This window comes from Janthinobacterium goodfellowi (genome assembly GCF_051380695.1).
In the GTDB taxonomy this organism is placed as follows: domain Bacteria; phylum Pseudomonadota; class Gammaproteobacteria; order Burkholderiales; family Burkholderiaceae_D; genus Janthinobacterium.
This window is the reverse complement of sequence record NZ_JBNYXN010000001.1, coordinates 542,054-559,831: the sequence shown is the minus strand read 5'-3', so window position 1 is coordinate 559,831 and position 17,778 is coordinate 542,054. Positions and strand designations below refer to the sequence as shown.

General features: G+C 62.4%; 16 protein-coding genes. 9 read left to right on the top strand and 7 right to left on the bottom strand.

Annotation, left to right across the window (positions count from 1 at the left end; translation table 11 throughout):
* Positions 1-126: 126 nt before the first annotated feature.
* The 7 genes from ACQ4WQ_RS02560 (at position 127) to ACQ4WQ_RS02530 (ending at position 9,692) form a co-directional block, all read left to right on the top strand.
* Positions 127-399, top strand: coding sequence for a hypothetical protein (locus ACQ4WQ_RS02560; protein ID WP_436494459.1), 273 nt, complete (start codon positions 127-129; stop codon positions 397-399).
* A 44-nt stretch (positions 400-443) separates the two neighbouring features.
* Positions 444-1,331 carry a MurR/RpiR family transcriptional regulator gene (locus tag ACQ4WQ_RS02555; RefSeq protein WP_436494457.1) on the top strand — a complete coding sequence of 296 codons (888 nt, stop codon included), beginning with the start codon at positions 444-446 and terminating at the stop codon, positions 1,329-1,331.
* An 82-nt stretch (positions 1,332-1,413) separates the two neighbouring features.
* Positions 1,414-2,736 carry an aspartate aminotransferase family protein gene (locus tag ACQ4WQ_RS02550; RefSeq protein WP_436494455.1) on the top strand — a complete coding sequence of 441 codons (1,323 nt, stop codon included), beginning with the start codon at positions 1,414-1,416 and terminating at the stop codon, positions 2,734-2,736.
* A gap of 200 nt (positions 2,737-2,936) precedes the next feature.
* Positions 2,937-5,177 carry a protein kinase domain-containing protein gene (locus tag ACQ4WQ_RS02545; protein ID WP_436494453.1) on the top strand — a complete coding sequence of 747 codons (2,241 nt, stop codon included), beginning with the start codon at positions 2,937-2,939 and terminating at the stop codon, positions 5,175-5,177.
* Positions 5,174-5,731, top strand: a complete 558-nt coding sequence (locus tag ACQ4WQ_RS02540; RefSeq protein WP_436494451.1) for a hypothetical protein — start codon at positions 5,174-5,176, stop codon at positions 5,729-5,731. The genes ACQ4WQ_RS02545 and ACQ4WQ_RS02540 overlap by 4 nt, the downstream gene beginning before the upstream one ends.
* Positions 5,732-5,964: 233 nt before the next feature.
* The gene (gene mutS / locus ACQ4WQ_RS02535; protein ID WP_436494449.1) at positions 5,965-8,658 is read left to right on the top strand and encodes a DNA mismatch repair protein MutS; all 2,694 of its coding nucleotides are present in this window, start codon (positions 5,965-5,967) and stop codon (positions 8,656-8,658) included.
* Positions 8,655-9,692 (top strand): hypothetical protein, encoded by a 1,038-nt coding sequence (locus ACQ4WQ_RS02530; protein WP_436494447.1) that lies wholly within the window; start codon positions 8,655-8,657, stop codon positions 9,690-9,692. Before mutS ends, ACQ4WQ_RS02530 begins: the two co-directional genes overlap by 4 nt.
* A 190-nt stretch (positions 9,693-9,882) precedes the next feature.
* Here ACQ4WQ_RS02530 and ACQ4WQ_RS02525 read toward each other — a convergent pair whose 3' ends face one another.
* Positions 9,883-10,428, bottom strand: a complete 546-nt coding sequence (locus ACQ4WQ_RS02525) for an FKBP-type peptidyl-prolyl cis-trans isomerase (protein WP_034783360.1) — start codon at positions 10,426-10,428, stop codon at positions 9,883-9,885.
* 93 nt (positions 10,429-10,521) lie between these two features.
* Between ACQ4WQ_RS02525 and ACQ4WQ_RS02520 the strand changes: the two genes are divergently transcribed.
* Positions 10,522-11,643, top strand: a complete 1,122-nt coding sequence (locus ACQ4WQ_RS02520; protein ID WP_287779030.1) for a cupin domain-containing protein — start codon at positions 10,522-10,524, stop codon at positions 11,641-11,643.
* A gap of 352 nt (positions 11,644-11,995) precedes the next feature.
* Positions 11,996-12,250 carry a hypothetical protein gene (locus ACQ4WQ_RS02515; RefSeq protein ID WP_071650198.1) on the top strand — a complete coding sequence of 85 codons (255 nt, stop codon included), beginning with the start codon at positions 11,996-11,998 and terminating at the stop codon, positions 12,248-12,250.
* Between the two features lie 169 nt (positions 12,251-12,419).
* Here the strand turns inward: ACQ4WQ_RS02515 and bamC are convergent, their stop codons facing one another.
* The 6 genes from bamC to htpX form a co-directional block, all read right to left on the bottom strand.
* On the bottom strand, positions 12,420-13,613 hold the full coding sequence (bamC, locus tag ACQ4WQ_RS02510) for an NlpB/DapX family lipoprotein (protein ID WP_326456785.1): 1,194 nt from the start codon (positions 13,611-13,613) through the stop codon (positions 12,420-12,422).
* Positions 13,614-13,694: 81 nt separating this feature from the next.
* Positions 13,695-14,573 (bottom strand): 4-hydroxy-tetrahydrodipicolinate synthase, encoded by an 879-nt coding sequence (dapA, locus tag ACQ4WQ_RS02505; protein WP_436494443.1) that lies wholly within the window; start codon positions 14,571-14,573, stop codon positions 13,695-13,697.
* 84 nt (positions 14,574-14,657) lie between these two features.
* Complete coding sequence (locus ACQ4WQ_RS02500) at positions 14,658-15,230, bottom strand: class I SAM-dependent methyltransferase (protein ID WP_326456784.1); 573 nt, start codon at positions 15,228-15,230, stop codon at positions 14,658-14,660.
* A 42-nt stretch (positions 15,231-15,272) separates the two neighbouring features.
* Complete coding sequence (locus ACQ4WQ_RS02495; RefSeq protein WP_326456783.1) at positions 15,273-15,950, bottom strand: site-2 protease family protein; 678 nt, start codon at positions 15,948-15,950, stop codon at positions 15,273-15,275.
* A gap of 94 nt (positions 15,951-16,044) precedes the next feature.
* Positions 16,045-16,668, bottom strand: a complete 624-nt coding sequence (locus tag ACQ4WQ_RS02490; RefSeq protein ID WP_046685844.1) for an L-threonylcarbamoyladenylate synthase — start codon at positions 16,666-16,668, stop codon at positions 16,045-16,047.
* Positions 16,669-16,706: 38 nt separating this feature from the next.
* Positions 16,707-17,591 (bottom strand): protease HtpX, encoded by an 885-nt coding sequence (gene htpX / locus ACQ4WQ_RS02485; protein ID WP_326456781.1) that lies wholly within the window; start codon positions 17,589-17,591, stop codon positions 16,707-16,709.
* Positions 17,592-17,778: the final 187 nt, after the last annotated feature.

Genomic DNA, 17,778 nt, shown 5'->3' with positions numbered 1-17,778 from the left:
CCGGCAACGGTTGGCGTTTTTTTGCCTTGTGGAATCTATCCGACATAGGAATTGATCTGGCGCAAAGTGGCGCCGCCGGGGCGCTTTTATGCTGGCAGCTTGACTAGCGAACCCGGCGGGGACAGCATGCGCGATGCACGGCACGTCGATATACAGTTATTCCAACCCGACATCCCGGTGCGGCTCGACATGCGCACGGCGGCGCTGGTCGAGCATGCGCTGGCCTTGCAGGAAATGGCCGGCACGGGCGCCGCCGCCCTGTTCCTGCATTGCCACGATGTGCCGCTGCGCACCGCCCTGCGCGTGCTGACGACGGGACCGCGCCGCCAGCCGGCCGGGCCGCACCTGTTTGCCCGCCTGCGTCCGCGCACGGCCGCCCTGCCGCTACCGGCGCGCTGACGAATCCTGTACCATCGCCGCAACCTACTACATGAGGCACGGCGATGCAGGCAGCGACACCCCACGATTCCTATGCGGCACTGATGGACCTGATCAAGGCGCGCCATGCGGAGCTGAGCCCGCAATTCCAGGCCGGCGCCCGCTACTTGGCCGACCATCCGGACGAAGTGGCCGTGTCATCGATGCGCAGCATCGCCGCGCGCGCGCAGGTGCAATCGGCCGCCCTGGTGCGCCTGGCGCAGCAGCTGGGCTTTGCCGGCTGGCCGGAACTGAAAGCCATCTTCGTCGAACGCCTGCGCGCAGGACCCGTCGGCTATGCGGCAAAGGCGGGCACGCTGGCCGGCAAGGACGGGGACCTAGTCACCGAAGTGTTCTCGGTGCAGCAACGCAACCTGGCCGCCACGGAAAGTGCCAACCACGCCGCCCTGGACGCGGCCGCCAGCCTGCTGCAGGCGGCGCCCCGCGTGCACGTGGCCGGCTTTCGCGCCGCCCACCCGATCGCCTACACCCTGCACTACCTGTACCGGCTGCTGCGCCCCAGCGTGCAGCTGCTGAGCGGCCAGGGCGGCACCCTGGAAATGGACTTGCGCGCCCTGCAGGCGGGCGAAGCCGTCGTCGTCGTCAGCTTCGCGCCGTATTCGAGCGAAGCGCTGCTGGTGGCGCAAACGGCGCGCCAGGCCGGCTGCCAGGTGCTCGCCATCAGCGACAGCGCCATGTCGCCGCTGGCCCTGCAGGCCGACGCCAGCATCGTCATCGCCGTCGACAGTCCCTCGTTCTTCCCTTCCATCGTTGCCGGCATCGCGGCCGTGGAGAGCCTGGTGGAACTGCTGGTGGCGCGCGCGGGACCGGACGCAGTGCACGCCATCGGCGCAGCGGAAACCCAGCTGCGGGCGCTGGGCGCCTACGCAAAAACATCAAATGATGTAAATTAAAAACAAATACACCAATCGTTGCAACACGGCTCCACGCATCCTATAATCGGCCATTCTCCCTTGCCGATAAGAAAGCGATACCATGAGCCATGTCTTCCACCGCAGCCTGACCGCCACCTACCCTGTCGCCACGGGCGGCGATGGGCCTTACCTGATCGATGCGGACGGCAAGCGCTACCTGGACGCCTGCGGCGGCGCGGCCGTCTCCTGCCTCGGCCATTCGGATGCGGCCGTGAGCGCCGCCGTGCAGCGGCAGATTGCGACGATGGCATACGCGCACAGCTCGTTTTTCACCAGCGAGCCGATGGAGCAGCTGGCCGATTTTCTCGTCGAGCGGGCACCAGACGGCATCGACAGCGTGTATTTCGTCTCTGGCGGCTCGGAGGCGGTGGAGAGCGCGCTCAAGCTGGCGCGCCAGTATTTCGTCGAGCGGGGCCAGCCCCAGCGCCGCCACGTCATCGCCCGCCGCCAGAGCTATCACGGCAACACCCTGGGCGCGCTGGCCACGGGCGGCAACGCCTGGCGCCGCCAGCAGTTCGAGCCGCTTCTCATTGGCGTGACCCACGTGTCGCCCTGCTACGCCTGGCGCGACCAGGCGCCCCATGAAACGGATGCCGACTACGTGGCGCGCCTGGGCCAGGAACTGGAAGACCATATCGCCGCACTGGGCGCGGAGAACGTCATGGCCTTCATCGCCGAGCCCGTCGTCGGCGCCACGGCCGGCGCCCTGCCCGCCGTGGCCGGCTATTTTGCGCGCATGCGCGCCATCTGCCAGCGCCACGGCATCCTCCTGATCCTCGACGAAGTCATGTGCGGCATGGGGCGCACGGGCAGCCTGTTCGCCTGCGAGCAGGAAGGCATCACTGCCGACCTGATCTGCATCGCCAAGGGCCTGGGCGCCGGCTACCAGCCCATCGGCGCCGTGATGGTGTCGCAGGATATCCGCGAGACCATCCGCGCCGGCACGGGCTTCTTCCAGCACGGCCACACGTATATCGGCCACGCCACGGCCTGCGCCGCCGCGCTGGCCGTGCAGCGGCAGATCGAGGAACGCGGTTTGCTGGCCAACGTGCGCGCCATGGGCGGCTTGCTGCAGGAGCGGCTGCGCCAGCGTTTCGGCGAGCACCCGCACGTGGGCGACATCCGCGGCCGCGGCCTGTTCCTGGGCCTGGAACTGGTGCAGGACCGCGCGGGCAAGCAGCCGTTCGACCCCGCCCGCCGCCTGCACGCGCGCATCAAGGCGCAAGCCATGCAAAACGGACTGATGTGCTACCCCATGGGCGGCACCATCGACGGCCTGCACGGCGACCACATCCTGCTGGCGCCGCCCTACATCATCGACGCCAGCCACGTCGATGAGATCGTCGACAAACTGGGTACGGCCATCGACGCCTGCGTGGCGTAGCCGCGCATGCCTGCGGCAGAAGCGCGCAAAGGCGACTGCCAGCAACTTTTGTTCACTCCTTGTCAATACTAATTGACTTATTCGAAACAATCGTTTTAAATCAGGAAGTTACTCAAAATCAATCATTTTGCGCACATAGGCATCGCAATTCCCTCTCCGATGCCTGATGCGCACCTTGATGCACTCTGAAGCCAAGGTATATGGAACTGCTCGACTCCCTGCGTCAGACCCCGTCGCAAGACGACACGATCAGCGGGCACTACGAAGTGCGCCGCTTGCTGGGCGAGGGCGGTTTCGGCCATGTCTTCGAAGCCTGGGATGCCAAGCTGTGCCGTAGCGTGGCGCTGAAACGCCTGAAACCGCAAGCCGACGTGCTGCATCCGGAAAAACTCATCAATGAAGCGCGCCTGGCCGCCTCGCTCAAGCACGCGGCCTTCGTGCGCATCTTCGCCATCGAAGGCCAGGGCACGGGCCAGTCCATCGTCATGGAACTGGTCGAAGGCCAGACCCTGGGCCAGTTCATGCACGGCGGCCAGGCTGACCTGCGGTCGGCGCTCGACATCGCCTACCAGATCGCCGACGCGATGGACGAGGCGCACGCCATGGACCTCGTCCATGGCGACCTGAAACCGTCGAACCTGATGCTGGAGGCAAACGGCAAGGTGCGCATCCTCGACTTCGGCCTGGCCCGCCACATCGACCCGCAAGCGACGCAGACGACCACCCTGTGCGACTTGCAGGGCACCATCGCCTACATGGCGCCCGAGCGCCTGATGGGCCGCCCGCCCGACACGCGCGGCGACGTGTATGCCTTGGGCGCCATGCTGTACGAAATGCTGGCCGGCCAGCGCCACTTCGCCCACCTGAACGGCCTGGCCCTGGCCGCCGCCCACATGCAGGCGACGCAGCCGTGGCCCGACCTGCCGGAAACGGTGCCGCCCGCCATCAACGCCCTCGTGCGCGCGATGACGGCGCACGACCCGTCCCAGCGGCCGCGCACCATGCGCGACGTGCGCGAGGCGATTGGGGCGCAGCGCGGGGAACCTGCCACCTTGGCCGCGCCTCTTGCCGACGCGACGCCCGCGAAGGAAGAACCACCCGCCAGCGTCTCCATCCGCCTGCCCCTGCCCCGCAAGCGCACGCTGCAATGGGGCGCGGGCGTGGCGCTGCTGGCGGTACTGGCGGGATGGCAGATGCCCAATATAGCTCCTGCCATCAAATCGTTCGTCACGGGCGAGAAGGCGCCCGCGCCGTATTCGGAAATGGCCAGCATGGCGGCGGGGATGGAGGCGTTGCGGGTGTTTGATCGCGACACGAGCCAGGCGCAGGCGATCGGACATTTCATGACAGTGCTGCAACATAATCCAGGTAATGCGGCGGCGGCGGCAGGCCTGTCACTGGCGTCGAGCTTCCGCTATACGGGAAATGGCCGCGATGCCACTTGGTTGCAAAGAGCCGATGTCAGCGCAAAGCAAGCATTGGCAGCGGATAATCAGTTAGCGCTCGCCCATGTCGCGCAAGCATGGGTACTGGAATTCCAGGGCAAGAATGACGAAGCGCTGCACGAAGCAAACATCTCATTAAATTTGGAACCAAACAATATGCTGGCGTTGTATGGCAAGGCACGCTTGCATATCGCCGCTCACAATTTTGATCTAGCGCACGCAGTACTGAAACAAGCTGTTGCGGCATATCCAAATGAACGCATGTTCGATATGTCACTCGGTGTGATGAACTACAGAAAGGGTGACTACGCGGCCGCAGAACAAATTTTTCGCAAGTGTATACATATGGACCCGCAATCACCCGGAGCCTATGCCTATTTGAATGCAACTTTGCTGCGCCAGAACCGCGAAGACGAGGCACTTGCGGTTCTCCAGCAAGGTCTTCTGGTACGTCCACACTGGGAACTCTACACCAACTTGGGCACGTCGCTGTTTGCCAAGGGCGACTACCTTGGTGCGGTACAAGCATTTGAAAATGCCGTTTCCGAGAAAAAAGGCAGCCCCGGCACCTATTTGCTTTGGGCCAACCTAGCCGATGCGCAACGCTGGGTTCCCGCATTGGCTCAGGCATCGAAACAATCGTACCTGCGCGCGATCGCGCTTTTGCAGCCCATGCTGGTGCGCATGCCCAGTGACATTACGCTCAATTCCCGCATGGCTTTATACAAAGCCTACGCCGGAGAAAAAGAAGGCGCCCTGGTAGCCGTGCGACATGCGCTCGACCTGGCACCACAGATCGCAGACGTCCAGTTTCGCGCAGCCCTAACATATGAACTGATAGGCAACCGCAGCGCGGCACTGGCCGCGCTATTCCAAGCAAGCAAGCTAGGCTATCCCTTCAATCTCATCGAATCAGCGCCAGATCTGCTGAACCTCCGACGCGATTCCCGCTACCAACAATTTCTCATCAACTTAGAAAGAGACAGTAAAAAATGACGCCTGTAAGCCCTTGGATGAAGTTATCCGTGCACTTTGATGCGGATCAGATCACCAACCAGCTCGACTACAACTTTACCTCTTGCGACGGCACGGCCGATCCCCGCCATGGCCCCTACATGGGCGGCGTGCATTTCCAGAAGGGCCAGCATGTCTATCTCGACGTCACCTGCTGCGGCTCCAAGGACAGCGGCTTCACATCGTTTCAGATCATCGATTGCTGCATCGTCACCGTACCGCAGCTGACTCAGATTGGACCGAAAGTACCCACCATTTATTCACCGCCTTCGCCATTCCTTCAGTCGGTAGGTGCCACCTACCATTTCCCGCTGGACTTCGAAATCCAGCAACTGTTGGGCGAACCAGAGCAAACGCCCCTGCACCGCATCCGCCAGGAGTGGAAACATAACCTGGATGTCGGCTATACCGCCGGTCGTTGGGAACTCTCCTTCGTGATGACGGTACGCATCATGCGCGGCGAAGATGTACAACCGGAATTGCGCGTCTTTTCCTTCGATCCGGAAAGCTCGGTGGGCGGCGACGGCAACTTATAGAATCAACTATGCATAGCGCTGCCTTTCGGTCTGCGCATACCCAAGGCCGTATCGACTTTGTCGATGCGGCTTTTTCATCTGCGCACGCAATACGCCGCCCCGCCCGCCGAAAGCGGTAAAATGACGGCCTTGAACCCAAGCTCCGCCCACTGGCGCGGCCTGGCACGCACACAGCACCACCCACAGCCCGGCAGGCATGCGTCTCCTGCCGCCGGACCAACGACAAAGAACACATGACCACCGTCCCAAAAGAAATCAACGCCGCCGCGGCAAAGAAGAATTCGGCTGAAAAGCTTACGCCCATGATGACCCAATATATGGGCATCAAGGAAAACCACCCGACGATGTTGGTCTTCTACCGCATGGGCGATTTCTACGAGCTGTTTTTCGAGGATGCGGAAAAAGCCTCGCGCCTGCTGGGCATTACCCTGACGGCGCGCGGCGTGGCCAGCGGCAACCCCATTAAAATGTGCGGCGTGCCGTTTCATTCGCTGGACGGCTACCTGGCCAAGCTGGTCAAGCTGGGCGAGTCGGTGGCCATTTGCGAACAGATCGGCGACCCGGCCACCAGCAAGGGCCCCGTCGAGCGCAAGGTCATGCGCGTGGTCACGCCCGGCACCCTGACGGATGCGGACTTGCTGCCAGAAAAGGCCGAGCGCCCGCTGCTGGCCATGTGCAGCATCACGCAGCGCAAGACGGTCACCACGGGCCTGGCCTGGCTGTCGCTGGCCAGCGGCGCGCTGAAACTGATGGAATTCTCCGGCGACAGCGCCACCGTGGCCGCGCGCCTGCAGCAGGAGCTCGAGCGCATCGTGCCGGCGGAAATTCTCAGCGGCGACAATGGCAACCTGTTCGACGACTACGCGGGCACGCACATCAACCGCGTGCCGGACTGGCATTTCGACGTGGTGGGCGGCCACAAGGCCCTGCTCGACCAGTTGGGCGTGGCGACCCTGACGGGCTTTGGCGCCGATGGCCTCGGCGCCGCATTTGGCGCGGCCGGCGCGCTGCTGCGCTATGCGCAGTCGACGCAGGGACGCGGCTTGCAGCACGTGCGCTCCTTGACGACGGAAACGGAAAGCGAATTCATCGGCCTGGACGCGGCCACGCGGCGCAACCTGGAACTGACGGAAACCATCCGCGGCCAGGAATCGCCGACGCTGTTTTCCCTGCTGGATCATTGCCGCACGGCCATGGGTTCGCGCATGCTGCGCCACTGGCTGCACCATGCGCGGCGCGACCAGAACGTGGCCCGCGCGCGCCATGAAGCCATCGCCGCGCTGGCGCAAAGCGAGGCGGCCGGTCCGCTCGCCGCCACGCTGGCGCAAGTGCCCGATATCGAACGCATCACCACGCGCATCGCGCTGCTGTCGGCGCGTCCGCGCGACCTGGCCGCCCTGCGCGACGGCTTGCTGCAACTGCCGGCCCTGCGCGGCGACGTAGTCCATTGTTACGGCCCTGGCCAGGGCGGCGAAAGCGGTTTGCTGGCCGCCATCCACGCGGCGCTGGCGACACCGACGGCCTGCCTGGACTTGCTGGTGCGCGCCGTGGCGCAGGAACCGGCCGCCATGGTGCGCGACGGCGGCGTGTTCGCCACCGGCTTCGACGCGGAACTCGATGAACTGCGCGCCCTGTCGGAAAACGCGGGCCAGTTCCTGCTCGACCTGGAAACGCGCGAACGCGCGCGCACGGGCATCGCCAACCTGCGCGTCGAATACAACAAGGTGCACGGCTTCTATATTGAAGTCACGCACGGCCAGACGGACAAGGTGCCGGACGACTACCGCCGCCGCCAGACCCTGAAAAACGCCGAGCGCTACATCACGCCGGAACTCAAAGTGTTCGAAGACAAGGCCCTGTCGGCGCAAGACAAGGCCCTCGTGCGCGAAAAACTGCTGTACGACCTGCTGCTGGCCGAGCTGGCGCCGCACATCGGCACCTTGCAGACCATTTCGCAGGGCCTGGCCCAGCTCGACACCCTGAACGCGCTGACGGAACATGCGCAGCAGCATAACTGGGCCGCGCCGCAGCTGGTCGACGAGCCGTGCATCAACATCGTCGAAGGTCGCCACCCCGTGGTGGAAAAGCAGATCGAACGCTTCATCGCCAACGATTGCCGCCTCGTCAACGAGCGCCGGCTGCTCTTGATTACCGGTCCGAACATGGGCGGTAAATCGACCTTCATGCGCCAGGTGGCATTGATCACCCTGCTGGCTTACGTGGGCAGCTACGTGCCGGCCGCGTCCGCCACCATCGGCCCCATCGACCGCATCTTCACGCGCATCGGCGCCACCGACGACCTGGCGGGCGGACGCTCGACCTTCATGGTCGAAATGACGGAGTCGGCAGCGATTTTGAACGGCGCCACCGAGCATTCGCTGGTGCTGATGGATGAAGTGGGCCGCGGCACTTCGACTTTCGACGGCCTGGCCCTGGCGTGGGCCATCGCGCGCCACCTGATCGACAGCAGCCGCAGCTTCACCCTGTTCGCCACGCATTACTTTGAGCTGACGCAATTGCCAGACAGCCATCCGAGCGCAGCCAACGTGCATCTGTCCGCCGTCGAGCACAAGGACAGCATCGTCTTCCTGCACGCCGTGCAGGCCGGCCCCGCCTCGCAAAGCTACGGCTTGCAGGTGGCGCAGCTGGCCGGCGTGCCGCAGCCCGTGATCAAGGCGGCGCGCAAGCACCTGGCGCGCCTGGAAGCGCAGGCGCTGGACGCCACGCCGCAGCGCGACCTGTTCGCGCTGCCCTCCGCCGATCCGTATGCGCAAGAGGAAGAAGAGGCAGCGGCGGCGCCGCTGGCAGCGCTGAATGCGGCGCAGCAAGCCTTGCTCGACGCCATCACCGACCTCGATCCCGATGCGCTCACGCCGCGCGATGCGCTGGAGCAGCTGTATCAATTGAAACGGCTGGCCGCCGCATGACCTGCCGGCGCAGCGCGATACGCCTGCTGGCCGCCGGCTTGCTGGCTGCCAGCCTGCCATGGCAAGCGGCGCTGGCCGCCCCGGGCGACCAGGCCGGCTTCGAGTTTGCCGTGCTGGGCCATTCCTTCAACGCAGGGCCGGACGATGGCCCCCTGAAAAAAGCCATCGCCGACACCAGCGCCTTCAATGCCTCCTTCGTGGTGGCCACCGGCATCAAGGCAGCCAGCGAACCGTGCAGCGACAAACTGTACGGCCAGCGCAAGGACTTGCTGGACGCCAGCGGACCGCCGCTGATCGTCTCGCTGTCGGCCAGCGACTGGGCCAACTGCCGCAATTCGCGCGGCCGCATCAACGCCATCGAGCGCCTGAACCGCCTGCGCGACGTGTATTTCGCCGACGACCAGAGTCTGGGCCAGCGCAAGCTGACCCTGTCGCGGCTGTCATCGACGGCGAAATTCCGCAGCTATGCGGAAAATGCCCATTGGGAATACGGCGGCGTGCTGTTTGCCACCATCAACCTGCCCGCGAATAACAACCATTTTCTGCCGGAAGCAGGCCGCAACAGCGAGTTCGAAGACCGCCTGGTGGCCAACCGCTCCTGGCTGCAGCGCCTGTTCGCCATGGCGCAACGCAAGCAGCTCGACGGCATCGTGCTGTTCTCGGACGGCGACGTGGGCGTGCTGGAAGAAGACGACAATTCACTGCTGCCCAGCTTCAGTTCGAAACAGGATGGCTTTGCGGGACCGCGCAAGCAGATCCGTACGCTGGCGAAAAAGTTCAGCGGCAAGGTGTTATTGGTCGATACGCAGCGCGATGGCGACGCGGACGGCAAGGAAGGCAAGAACAAAAAGGCTGCGGCCAGGGCTGGCGGGCCGAAAATCAGCTGGAAAGGCAACCTGGGCCACGTCAGCATCGACAACGACTGGTCCGCCATCGCCGTACGGCCCGGTAAAACCCCATTCTTTGAGGTGCGTCAACGCGCCGTCAGACCATCGGCGCAAGCCAGGGCCAGGGCGTCGACCGTGCGCCGTTAGCGCATAAGCAAACAGGCCGGCATGTAGCCGGCCTGTTTTCATTCAAGCAGCGTCACGCCCAGCAGACGTCACGACGCCTGACAAAACCGTAGCGAGCAGCTGCGCGGCGCGGCCGAGAAGCGCAACCGTACTCTAGTACGGTGAGCATCGCCGGCCGCGCCCCGCTGCGCGCAGTAGGTTTGGTCAGGTGTTAATGAATAGGGTGGGTGCGGAAGTGATCGCCCTCTTCGCCTTCATCATCTTCATCGCCATGGTCATGACCGTGTGCGCCATGCACGTGGCCATGGGCGATTTCTTCGTCGGTGGCTGCGCGCACGTCAGCGACGGTCAGCGAGAAGCGCAGCGCGATGCCGGCCAGTGGATGGTTACCATCCAGCACGACCTTGTCGTCGGCGATATCGGTGACGGTGAAGATCATCGCTTCTTCGTCCGGCGAATCGCTTTCCGGCATGCCTTCGAACTGCATGCCCACTTCCAGCGGCTCAGGCAGACGGTTGCGCGGCTCGACCTTGACCAGGGCTGGATCGTATTCACCGAAAGCATCATCCGGTTCGATCTGGATCGTGTTGGAATAGCCAACTTCCTTGCCGTCGAGCTCTTCTTCGATCTTCGGCAGGGTGTTTTCATAATCACCGTGCAGGTAGACCATCGGCTGACGGCCGTCTTCGATCAGATTGTCTTGCGCGTCTGACAGTTTGTAGTTGACAGTCACGACCGTATTTTTGGCAATCTTCATTATGCTTCCTTTCATTGTATAAGCTGGCAAATTATACCTTCACGCCGCCAACGGCAGGCGCATTCCTGCATTTCCGGTTGTTATAATGGGCGCATGAAAAAATTAACTCTCCTCGGCGATATTACGCCGGCGCAATTCCTGCGCGACTACTGGCATAAAAAACCCTTGTTGATCCGTCAAGCCGTGCCTGGCTTCAAGGCGCTGTTCGATTTCAAGGCCCTGGCCGAACTGGCGACCCTCGATCACGTCGAATCGCGCCTGGTCAGCCATGCGGATGGCCACTGGAACATGCAGCAAGGTCCGCTGACCAGCCTGCCCTCGCTGAAACAGAAGGAATGGACCCTGCTGGTGCAGGGCGCCAACCTGCACAGCGCCAAGGCCGACGCCCTGCTGCGCCAGTTCCGCTTCCTGCCGGACGCGCGCCTGGACGACCTGATGGTCAGCTTTGCCACCGACGGCGGCGGCGTGGGCCCGCATTTCGATTCCTATGACGTATTCCTGCTGCAAGGCCAGGGCAAGCGCCACTGGCGCATCGGCGCGCAAAAGGACCTGAGCTTGATCGACGGCCTGCCGCTGAAAATCCTCAGCAACTTCACGCCCGACGAAGAATTCACGCTGGAACCGGGCGACATGCTGTACTTGCCGCCCCACTACGCGCACGACGGCGTGGCCATCGGCGACTGCCAGACGTATTCGATCGGCTTCCGCTCGCCATCGTTCCAGGAACTGGGCGAAGCGTTCCTGCAATTCATGGCCGACTCGATCGACTTGCCGGGCATCTACAGCGACCCGGACCTGAAAGCATCGGGCAAGCCGGCGGAAATTCCCCGCGAAATGCTCAGCACGATCACGGAAGAAATGAACAAGGTGCGCTTCACGGAAGAAGACGTGACCATTTTCCTGGGCGAACACCTGTCGGAACCGAAGCACAACGTGTTTTTCACGCCGCTGTCCAAGCCGCTGACGGTGGGCCGCTTCGCGGACGCGGCACAGAAAAAGGGTGTCGTGTTGTCGCGCAAGACCTTGATGCTGTATCGTGGCAAGAATGTCTTCATCAATGGCGAATCGTTTGCCATTGGCAAGGCCGATAAAACGGCCCTGGAAACCCTGGCCAATGAACGCGCCCTCGATGGCGCCGCCGTGGCCCAGGCTTCCGATGACGTGATGGATGCCTTATATACCTGGTATCAGGATGGCTGGATCGAACTGGCCTGAATGACGCGGCGTAGCAAAGTGGTATTACAGTAGGTAAAATAGCAGCTTCTGCGCCAGCGCAATGAAACATAATATTTTTATATCGTTTTGTCGCGCTTTCGCAAAACACTTACACTTGCTTGCAATTTGCTTCGGCAAATATTGCGATATCACAAAATAGTTGCGAATTTGCCTCTTGCTCCTATTGCGACGCACCAAAAATCGCTATAATATTCGGTTAGGAAGTTTCCGTTGTCTGGCAGGCACCACCTGGTACGAAAAGCCTTCGAAGACGACCTAACGAGCGATAATTACCGGTAATTATTCATCGCAACAATATTGATTTATTTTTTGAAATAATTAAGGAAAACAAATGAAAAAATCCCTGCTGATCGCCTCCCTGATGGTTGTTGCTCTGGCTGCTTGCAGCAAAAAAGAAGAAGCTCCTGCACCAGCACCAGTAGTTGAAACCCCAGCACCAGCACCAGCAGTTGAAGCTGCTCCAGCTGCTGCTGCTGACGCTGCTGCTTCGGCCGCTACCGACGCTGCTGCTGCTGCTTCGAGCGCTGCTTCGGCCGCTTCGGACGCTGCTGCTGCCGCTTCGGCTGCTGCATCGGCTGCTAAGTAATTAGCACCCAGCACTAGAGAAAGCCGGCCTTCGGGCCGGCTTTTTTGCGTCCGGCGTTTTATCCTGCGGATAAAACGCCGGACGCAAGCAATAAAAAAGGCTGACCCGGTTTCCCGGGCCAGCCTTTTTAATGCACGGCAGGTTCTGATGCCTGCCGCGAATGTAGCGCTTATTTCAACTGGTCATTCAGCAGACCCAGGATCTTCTCGGCCACTGGCGAGGTATCGGGCTTGCCTTCGTTGCTGAGGATGCTGACCAGGCTGGTCGAACCGGTGCCGGCCTTGACCAGGACGCGGTAGCGCTGCGCTTCCTTGTCCTTGTCGGACGACGAGCCCCAGCTGAACAGTTTCGAGAAGAAGCCATCTTTCTTGACCGCGTCCGGATCGACGTAGCGCACGAAATACGTGCCCTGCGTGCGGTCGCGGTCTTCCACGGTGAAGCCGACGCGGTCCAGCGCCAGGCCGACACGGCGCCAGGCGCGGTCGAAACCTTCATCGACTTCGATGCCGCGCGTCTGCGTGGCAGCGTCGCCCACCAGCTTGGCGTGCTGCGGCTGCACGATGGCGGCATCGACGGCCGTCTTCGCTTGCGCATCGTCGCTGGCCGCGCCCAGGCGCGTCATCAGCTTGGCCAGGAATTGCGCTTCCAGGCCAGGGTCGTTCGGGCGAGCGGTCCAGGTGGTGGTTTCCTTGTCGCGGCCCGTGACGACCTCTTCCACGCCGCGGTGGCTGATGTAGATCTCGGTCGAACCGTCGGCCAGGCGCTCCACGCGGGTGCGGAACTTGTCTTTTTCACCAGTCGAATACAGCGAATCGAAGGCCTTGCCGATGGTGCTGCGGATAAAGTCTTGCGGCACCTTGGCGCGGTTTTCGTTCCACTCGGTTTCCATGATGCCAGCCGTCGGCTGGTCGACGGCAATGGTAAAGCCCGAATCTTCCCAGAACTGCTTGAGCTGCGGCCACAGCACTTCAGGCGACTGCTTGACGACCAGCCAGCGCTGGTTGCCCGCGCGCTCGACCTTCACGCCGCCTGCCGTGACCGGCACGACACCGACCACGCCATCGGCGCCCACGACGACCGGGGTACCGGCCGTGGCGTTGCGCTGCGCGTTGTAGCCGGAAGCCGTGGCCACGCCGTTTTTCGCATCGGGCAAGGAGTAGCGGTTATCCTGCTGCAATTGCGTCAGGTCAGGCGGCACGTCCAGGGTGCCGGCTTTCTTGACCGACTTGTAGTCGACCTTGTCGCCGCCGACTACCGAACTGATCATGCCGCAGCCCGCGAGGCTGGCTGCGACGGCGCCGATGACGATGCCGCGGACGGCGATGGTGGCAGGCGCCGGTTTGGTTTTCTTGCAATTAGTCATGTCGTAACTGGATAAGAAGCTAAGTAGCAGCTGGAATCAGGAAAGGTCCGGACTGGTCAAGTCCGGGCTTGAAGTTCGGCCTTAAGACAGGACACCGGCGTCGCGCAAGGCGTCGCGCACGGTGGCATGGCAGTTTTCAGCCAGCGGCACCAGCGGCAAGCGTATGCCGGCCGGCATCAGGCCCATTTCGGCCATCGCCCATTTGACGGGCACCGGATTGGGCTCGACAAACAATTTCTGGTGCAGAGGGAAAACTTTGTTATTGATGGCGATCGCCGTGGCACGCTCGCCCGCCATGGCCGCGACGCACAGTTCGTGCATGGCGCGCGGCGCGACGTTGGCCGTCACGGAAATGTTGCCGTGGCCGCCGCAGAACATCAGCGCCATGGCCGTCGGATCGTCGCCCGAGTACACGGCGAAGTCGGCCGGCACCAGGCGCAGCAGGTCGATGCCGCGGCCGATATTGCCGGTCGCATCTTTCACGCCGACGATATTCGGGATGGCGGACAGGCGCACGATGGTCTCGTTGCTCATGTCGGCAACCGTGCGGCCCGGCACGTTGTACAGGATGACGGGGATGTCGACGGCTTCGGCGATGGCCTTGAAGTGCTGGTACATGCCTTCCTGGGTAGGACGGTTGTAATACGGCACCACTTGCAAGACAGCATCGGCGCCCGCTTCTTTCGCGTAACGCGTCAGTTTGATGGCCTCGGCCGTGGAGTTGCCTCCGGCGCCGGCGATGATAGGAATGCGCCCCTTGGCGTGCTCGACGGTCAATTGGATCAGTTCGCAGTGTTCTTCCACGCTGACTGTTGCCGATTCGCCCGTCGTGCCAACGATGACGATGCCGTCCGTACCCTCGGCGATATGCCAGTCGATCAGCTTGCGCAGACCTGGAAAGTCCAGACTGCCGTCTGTGTGCATCGGGGTGACGATTGCTACAATGCTGCCCTTGATCATAGTAAGTTTATAGCGCCGATAAATAAAACAACGATTGTAGCGGATAGCCCGCGCCTGTGGTGCATTCTGACATAGTATGGCCGCTCAAAACGTCGGCAGCAGCGCTGCCAACCGTGGAAAATCCGGCCGGACGGCACAAATTCGTTGCACCAGAGCAGCTTTTGGCTGTTCCACTCTTCCATCCTCATACGCTACCACACGCAAGCCCTGCTGCACCGCCCAGGCCAGCATTTCGCCTTCCTTCAGCAGGAATTTCGGATTCGACGGCTTGCCGAACTGCTCATTGCCCTCGGCAAACGTTTCATACAGCAGCACGCCATCGGGCGCCAGGCTGGCCAGCATGGCTTCCAGCAGCGGCCGGTGCAGATAATTGGTGACGACGATGCCGGCAAAGCGGCCGGGAGCGAAAGGCCACACGGCGCCCGGCGCTTCGAGGTCCACCAGCGAGGTGGTGATGCCCGTGCCGGCCGCCTTTTCCAGCATTTCCGGATCATGGTCGAGCGCGATCACGGGATGGCCCAGGCTCACCAGGTGGCGCGCGTGGCGGCCTGCGCCGCAGGCCAGGTCCAGCACTTCGCCGCCCGGAATCAGGGGCGCCCAGCGGCGCAGCCAGCCGGAAATCGCTTCGGTTTCTACTGTCGGTTCAATTACTTGCATCGGTACTTCCATCAATTATTTGCAACCATCAAGGTGCTTGTATCACGTCAACAGGGCCGTCAGAGGCGTGACCACCGTGACAAAAATGCCTATGACAAATTCAATCGCCGCCAGCAGGGCGCGGTTCAAGATGCCCGTGTACATCAGCAGCACCAGGGCGCCGAACACATACAGACTGTAGCGCTCGATGCTGGCGTACGGGCGCGCCAGTTGCATCGGCAGCAAGCCCGTCATGATGCGCCCGCCATCGAGGGGCGGCACGGGAATCAGGTTAAAGACGAACATGGCCGCATTGACGCTGACGCCGGCGCCCGCCATCTTGCGGAAAAACATGCCCATTTCCGTCGGCGGCAGCACGCTGAGCACGACAAAGGCAATCATCCAGCCCAGGCCCATGACAAAATTGGCGCCAGGTCCGGCAAACGCCACCCAGGCCATCTGTTTCTTCGGATTGCGCAGGCGGCTGAAATCGACGGGCACGGGCTTGGCATAGCCGAACGGCACCTGGATCGTGAAATACAGCATCAAGGGCAACAAGATCGTGCCGAAAGGATCGATATGCCGGATCGGATTGAGGCTCAGGCGGCCCGCGTCGGAGGCGGTCGGATCGCCGAAATAACGGGCGGCATAGCCATGCGCCGCCTCATGCAGGGAAATGGCAAACAGCACCGGCACCAGGTACACCGCAACGGTCTGGACTATCGTATTGAAATCGCTCATGACCGCGATTCTACCAGAGGCACCCCGGCCCCTTTCTTATGTTGTCATTAAGAACAGATGAAGAGCGGCGGCGCAACGGGTACGCGATGCCCCTCTACAAGCCCAGCACGGCCGGGTCGCCGCGTCCCACGCGCACCACTTCCGGCTCCGGTCCCGTCAGGTCGATCACGGTGCTGGGACCATGCGCGCAGACACCGCCGTCGATGATCAGGTCAACCAGTTTTTCCAGGCGTTCGCGGATGGTGTCGGCATCCGTCAGGCTCTCTTCGTCGCCGGGCAAGGTCAATGTCGCACCGAGCAGGGGCTGGCCCAGTTCTTCCAGCAAACATTGCACGATGCGGTGCTGCGGCACGCGCAGGCCGATGGTCTTGCGCGAAGGATGGCTGAGGCGGCGCGGCACTTCCTTGGTCGCTTCCAGGATGAAGGTGTAGGCGCCCGGCGTGGCCGCCTTGAGCAGGCGGAACTGGCGGTTGTCGACCCGGGCGTACACGCCCAGCTCGCTCAAGTCGCGGCACAGCAAGGTCAGATGGTGCTTTTCATCCACGCCACGGATGCGGCGCAGGCGCTCGACGGCGCCCTTGTCGTCGAGCTGGCACACCAGCGCGTAGCAGGAATCCGTGGGCAAGGCCACGACGCCGCCGGACTGGATGATCTGGGCCGCCTGCTTGATCAGGCGCAATTGCGGATTGTCGGGGTGAATCTGGAAAAATTGACTCATGTGTAAGCGTTCTGGCGAACCAGCTTGTTAAGTTAGCATTATTGTACGCTGCGCAGCGCGGCGATGCGTTGTTCGATGGGTGGATGGGTGGCGAACAGCGCGCCCCAGCCGCCATTGCCGCCGCTGATGCCCAGCGCCTGCATCGATTGCGGCAGCTCGCCCGGCGGCACGCCGCCCAGGCGGGCCAGCGCATGCATCATCGGCGTGGGGCTGCCCAGCAGCTTGGCGGAACCGGCGTCGGCGCGGAATTCGCGCTGGCGCGAGAACCAGGCGACGATGATGGAAGCGAGCAGGCCGAAGATCACTTCGCACACCATGACGGTCACAAAGTAACCGATGCCGCGCCCGCCCCCTTCGCGGTTGTTATTTTTCAGCAACACGTTATCGACAAAGAACCCCACCACGCGGGCCATGAAGACGACAAAGGTATTGACCACGCCCTGGATCAGGGTCAAGGTGACCATGTCGCCGTTGGCGACGTGGGCGATCTCGTGGCCCAGCACGGCTTCCACTTCATCGCGGTTCATGCTTTGCAGCAAACCGGTGGACACGGCCACCAGCGCCGAATTCTTGAAGGCGCCCGTGGCAAACGCATTCGCGTCGCCCTCGTACACGGCCACTTCCGGCATGGCAATGCCGGCCCGCTCGGACAGCGCGCGCACGGTATTGACCAGCCACAATTCCGTCGACGAAGTCGGATTGTCGATCACGCGCGCGCCCGTGCTCCACTTGGCCATGGGCTTGCTGATCAACAGGGAAAAGATGGACCCGGTGAAACCCACCACCAGCGAGAACACCATCAGGCTGCCCAGGTTCAGGGTACTGCCCCGCGCCGGATTGCCCACGCCCAACAAGCTGAGGACGAGCGACAGCACCAGCATCACGGCCAGGTTGGTTGCTATAAACAGGACGATACGTTTCATGGGCGATGGCTCCAGATGACTATGTATAACAAGAATAACTAAAAGATAAGTATAGGGCGGCGAATTTCAAGCCCGCGCACATCCTGCACTTAATGTCTAAAAAAATCGTCGCGAGCGGATGGGAATTGTGGCCGAGAAGCGCAGCTGTACTTTAGTACAGCGAGCATCGCCGGCCGCAAAGCGCGCC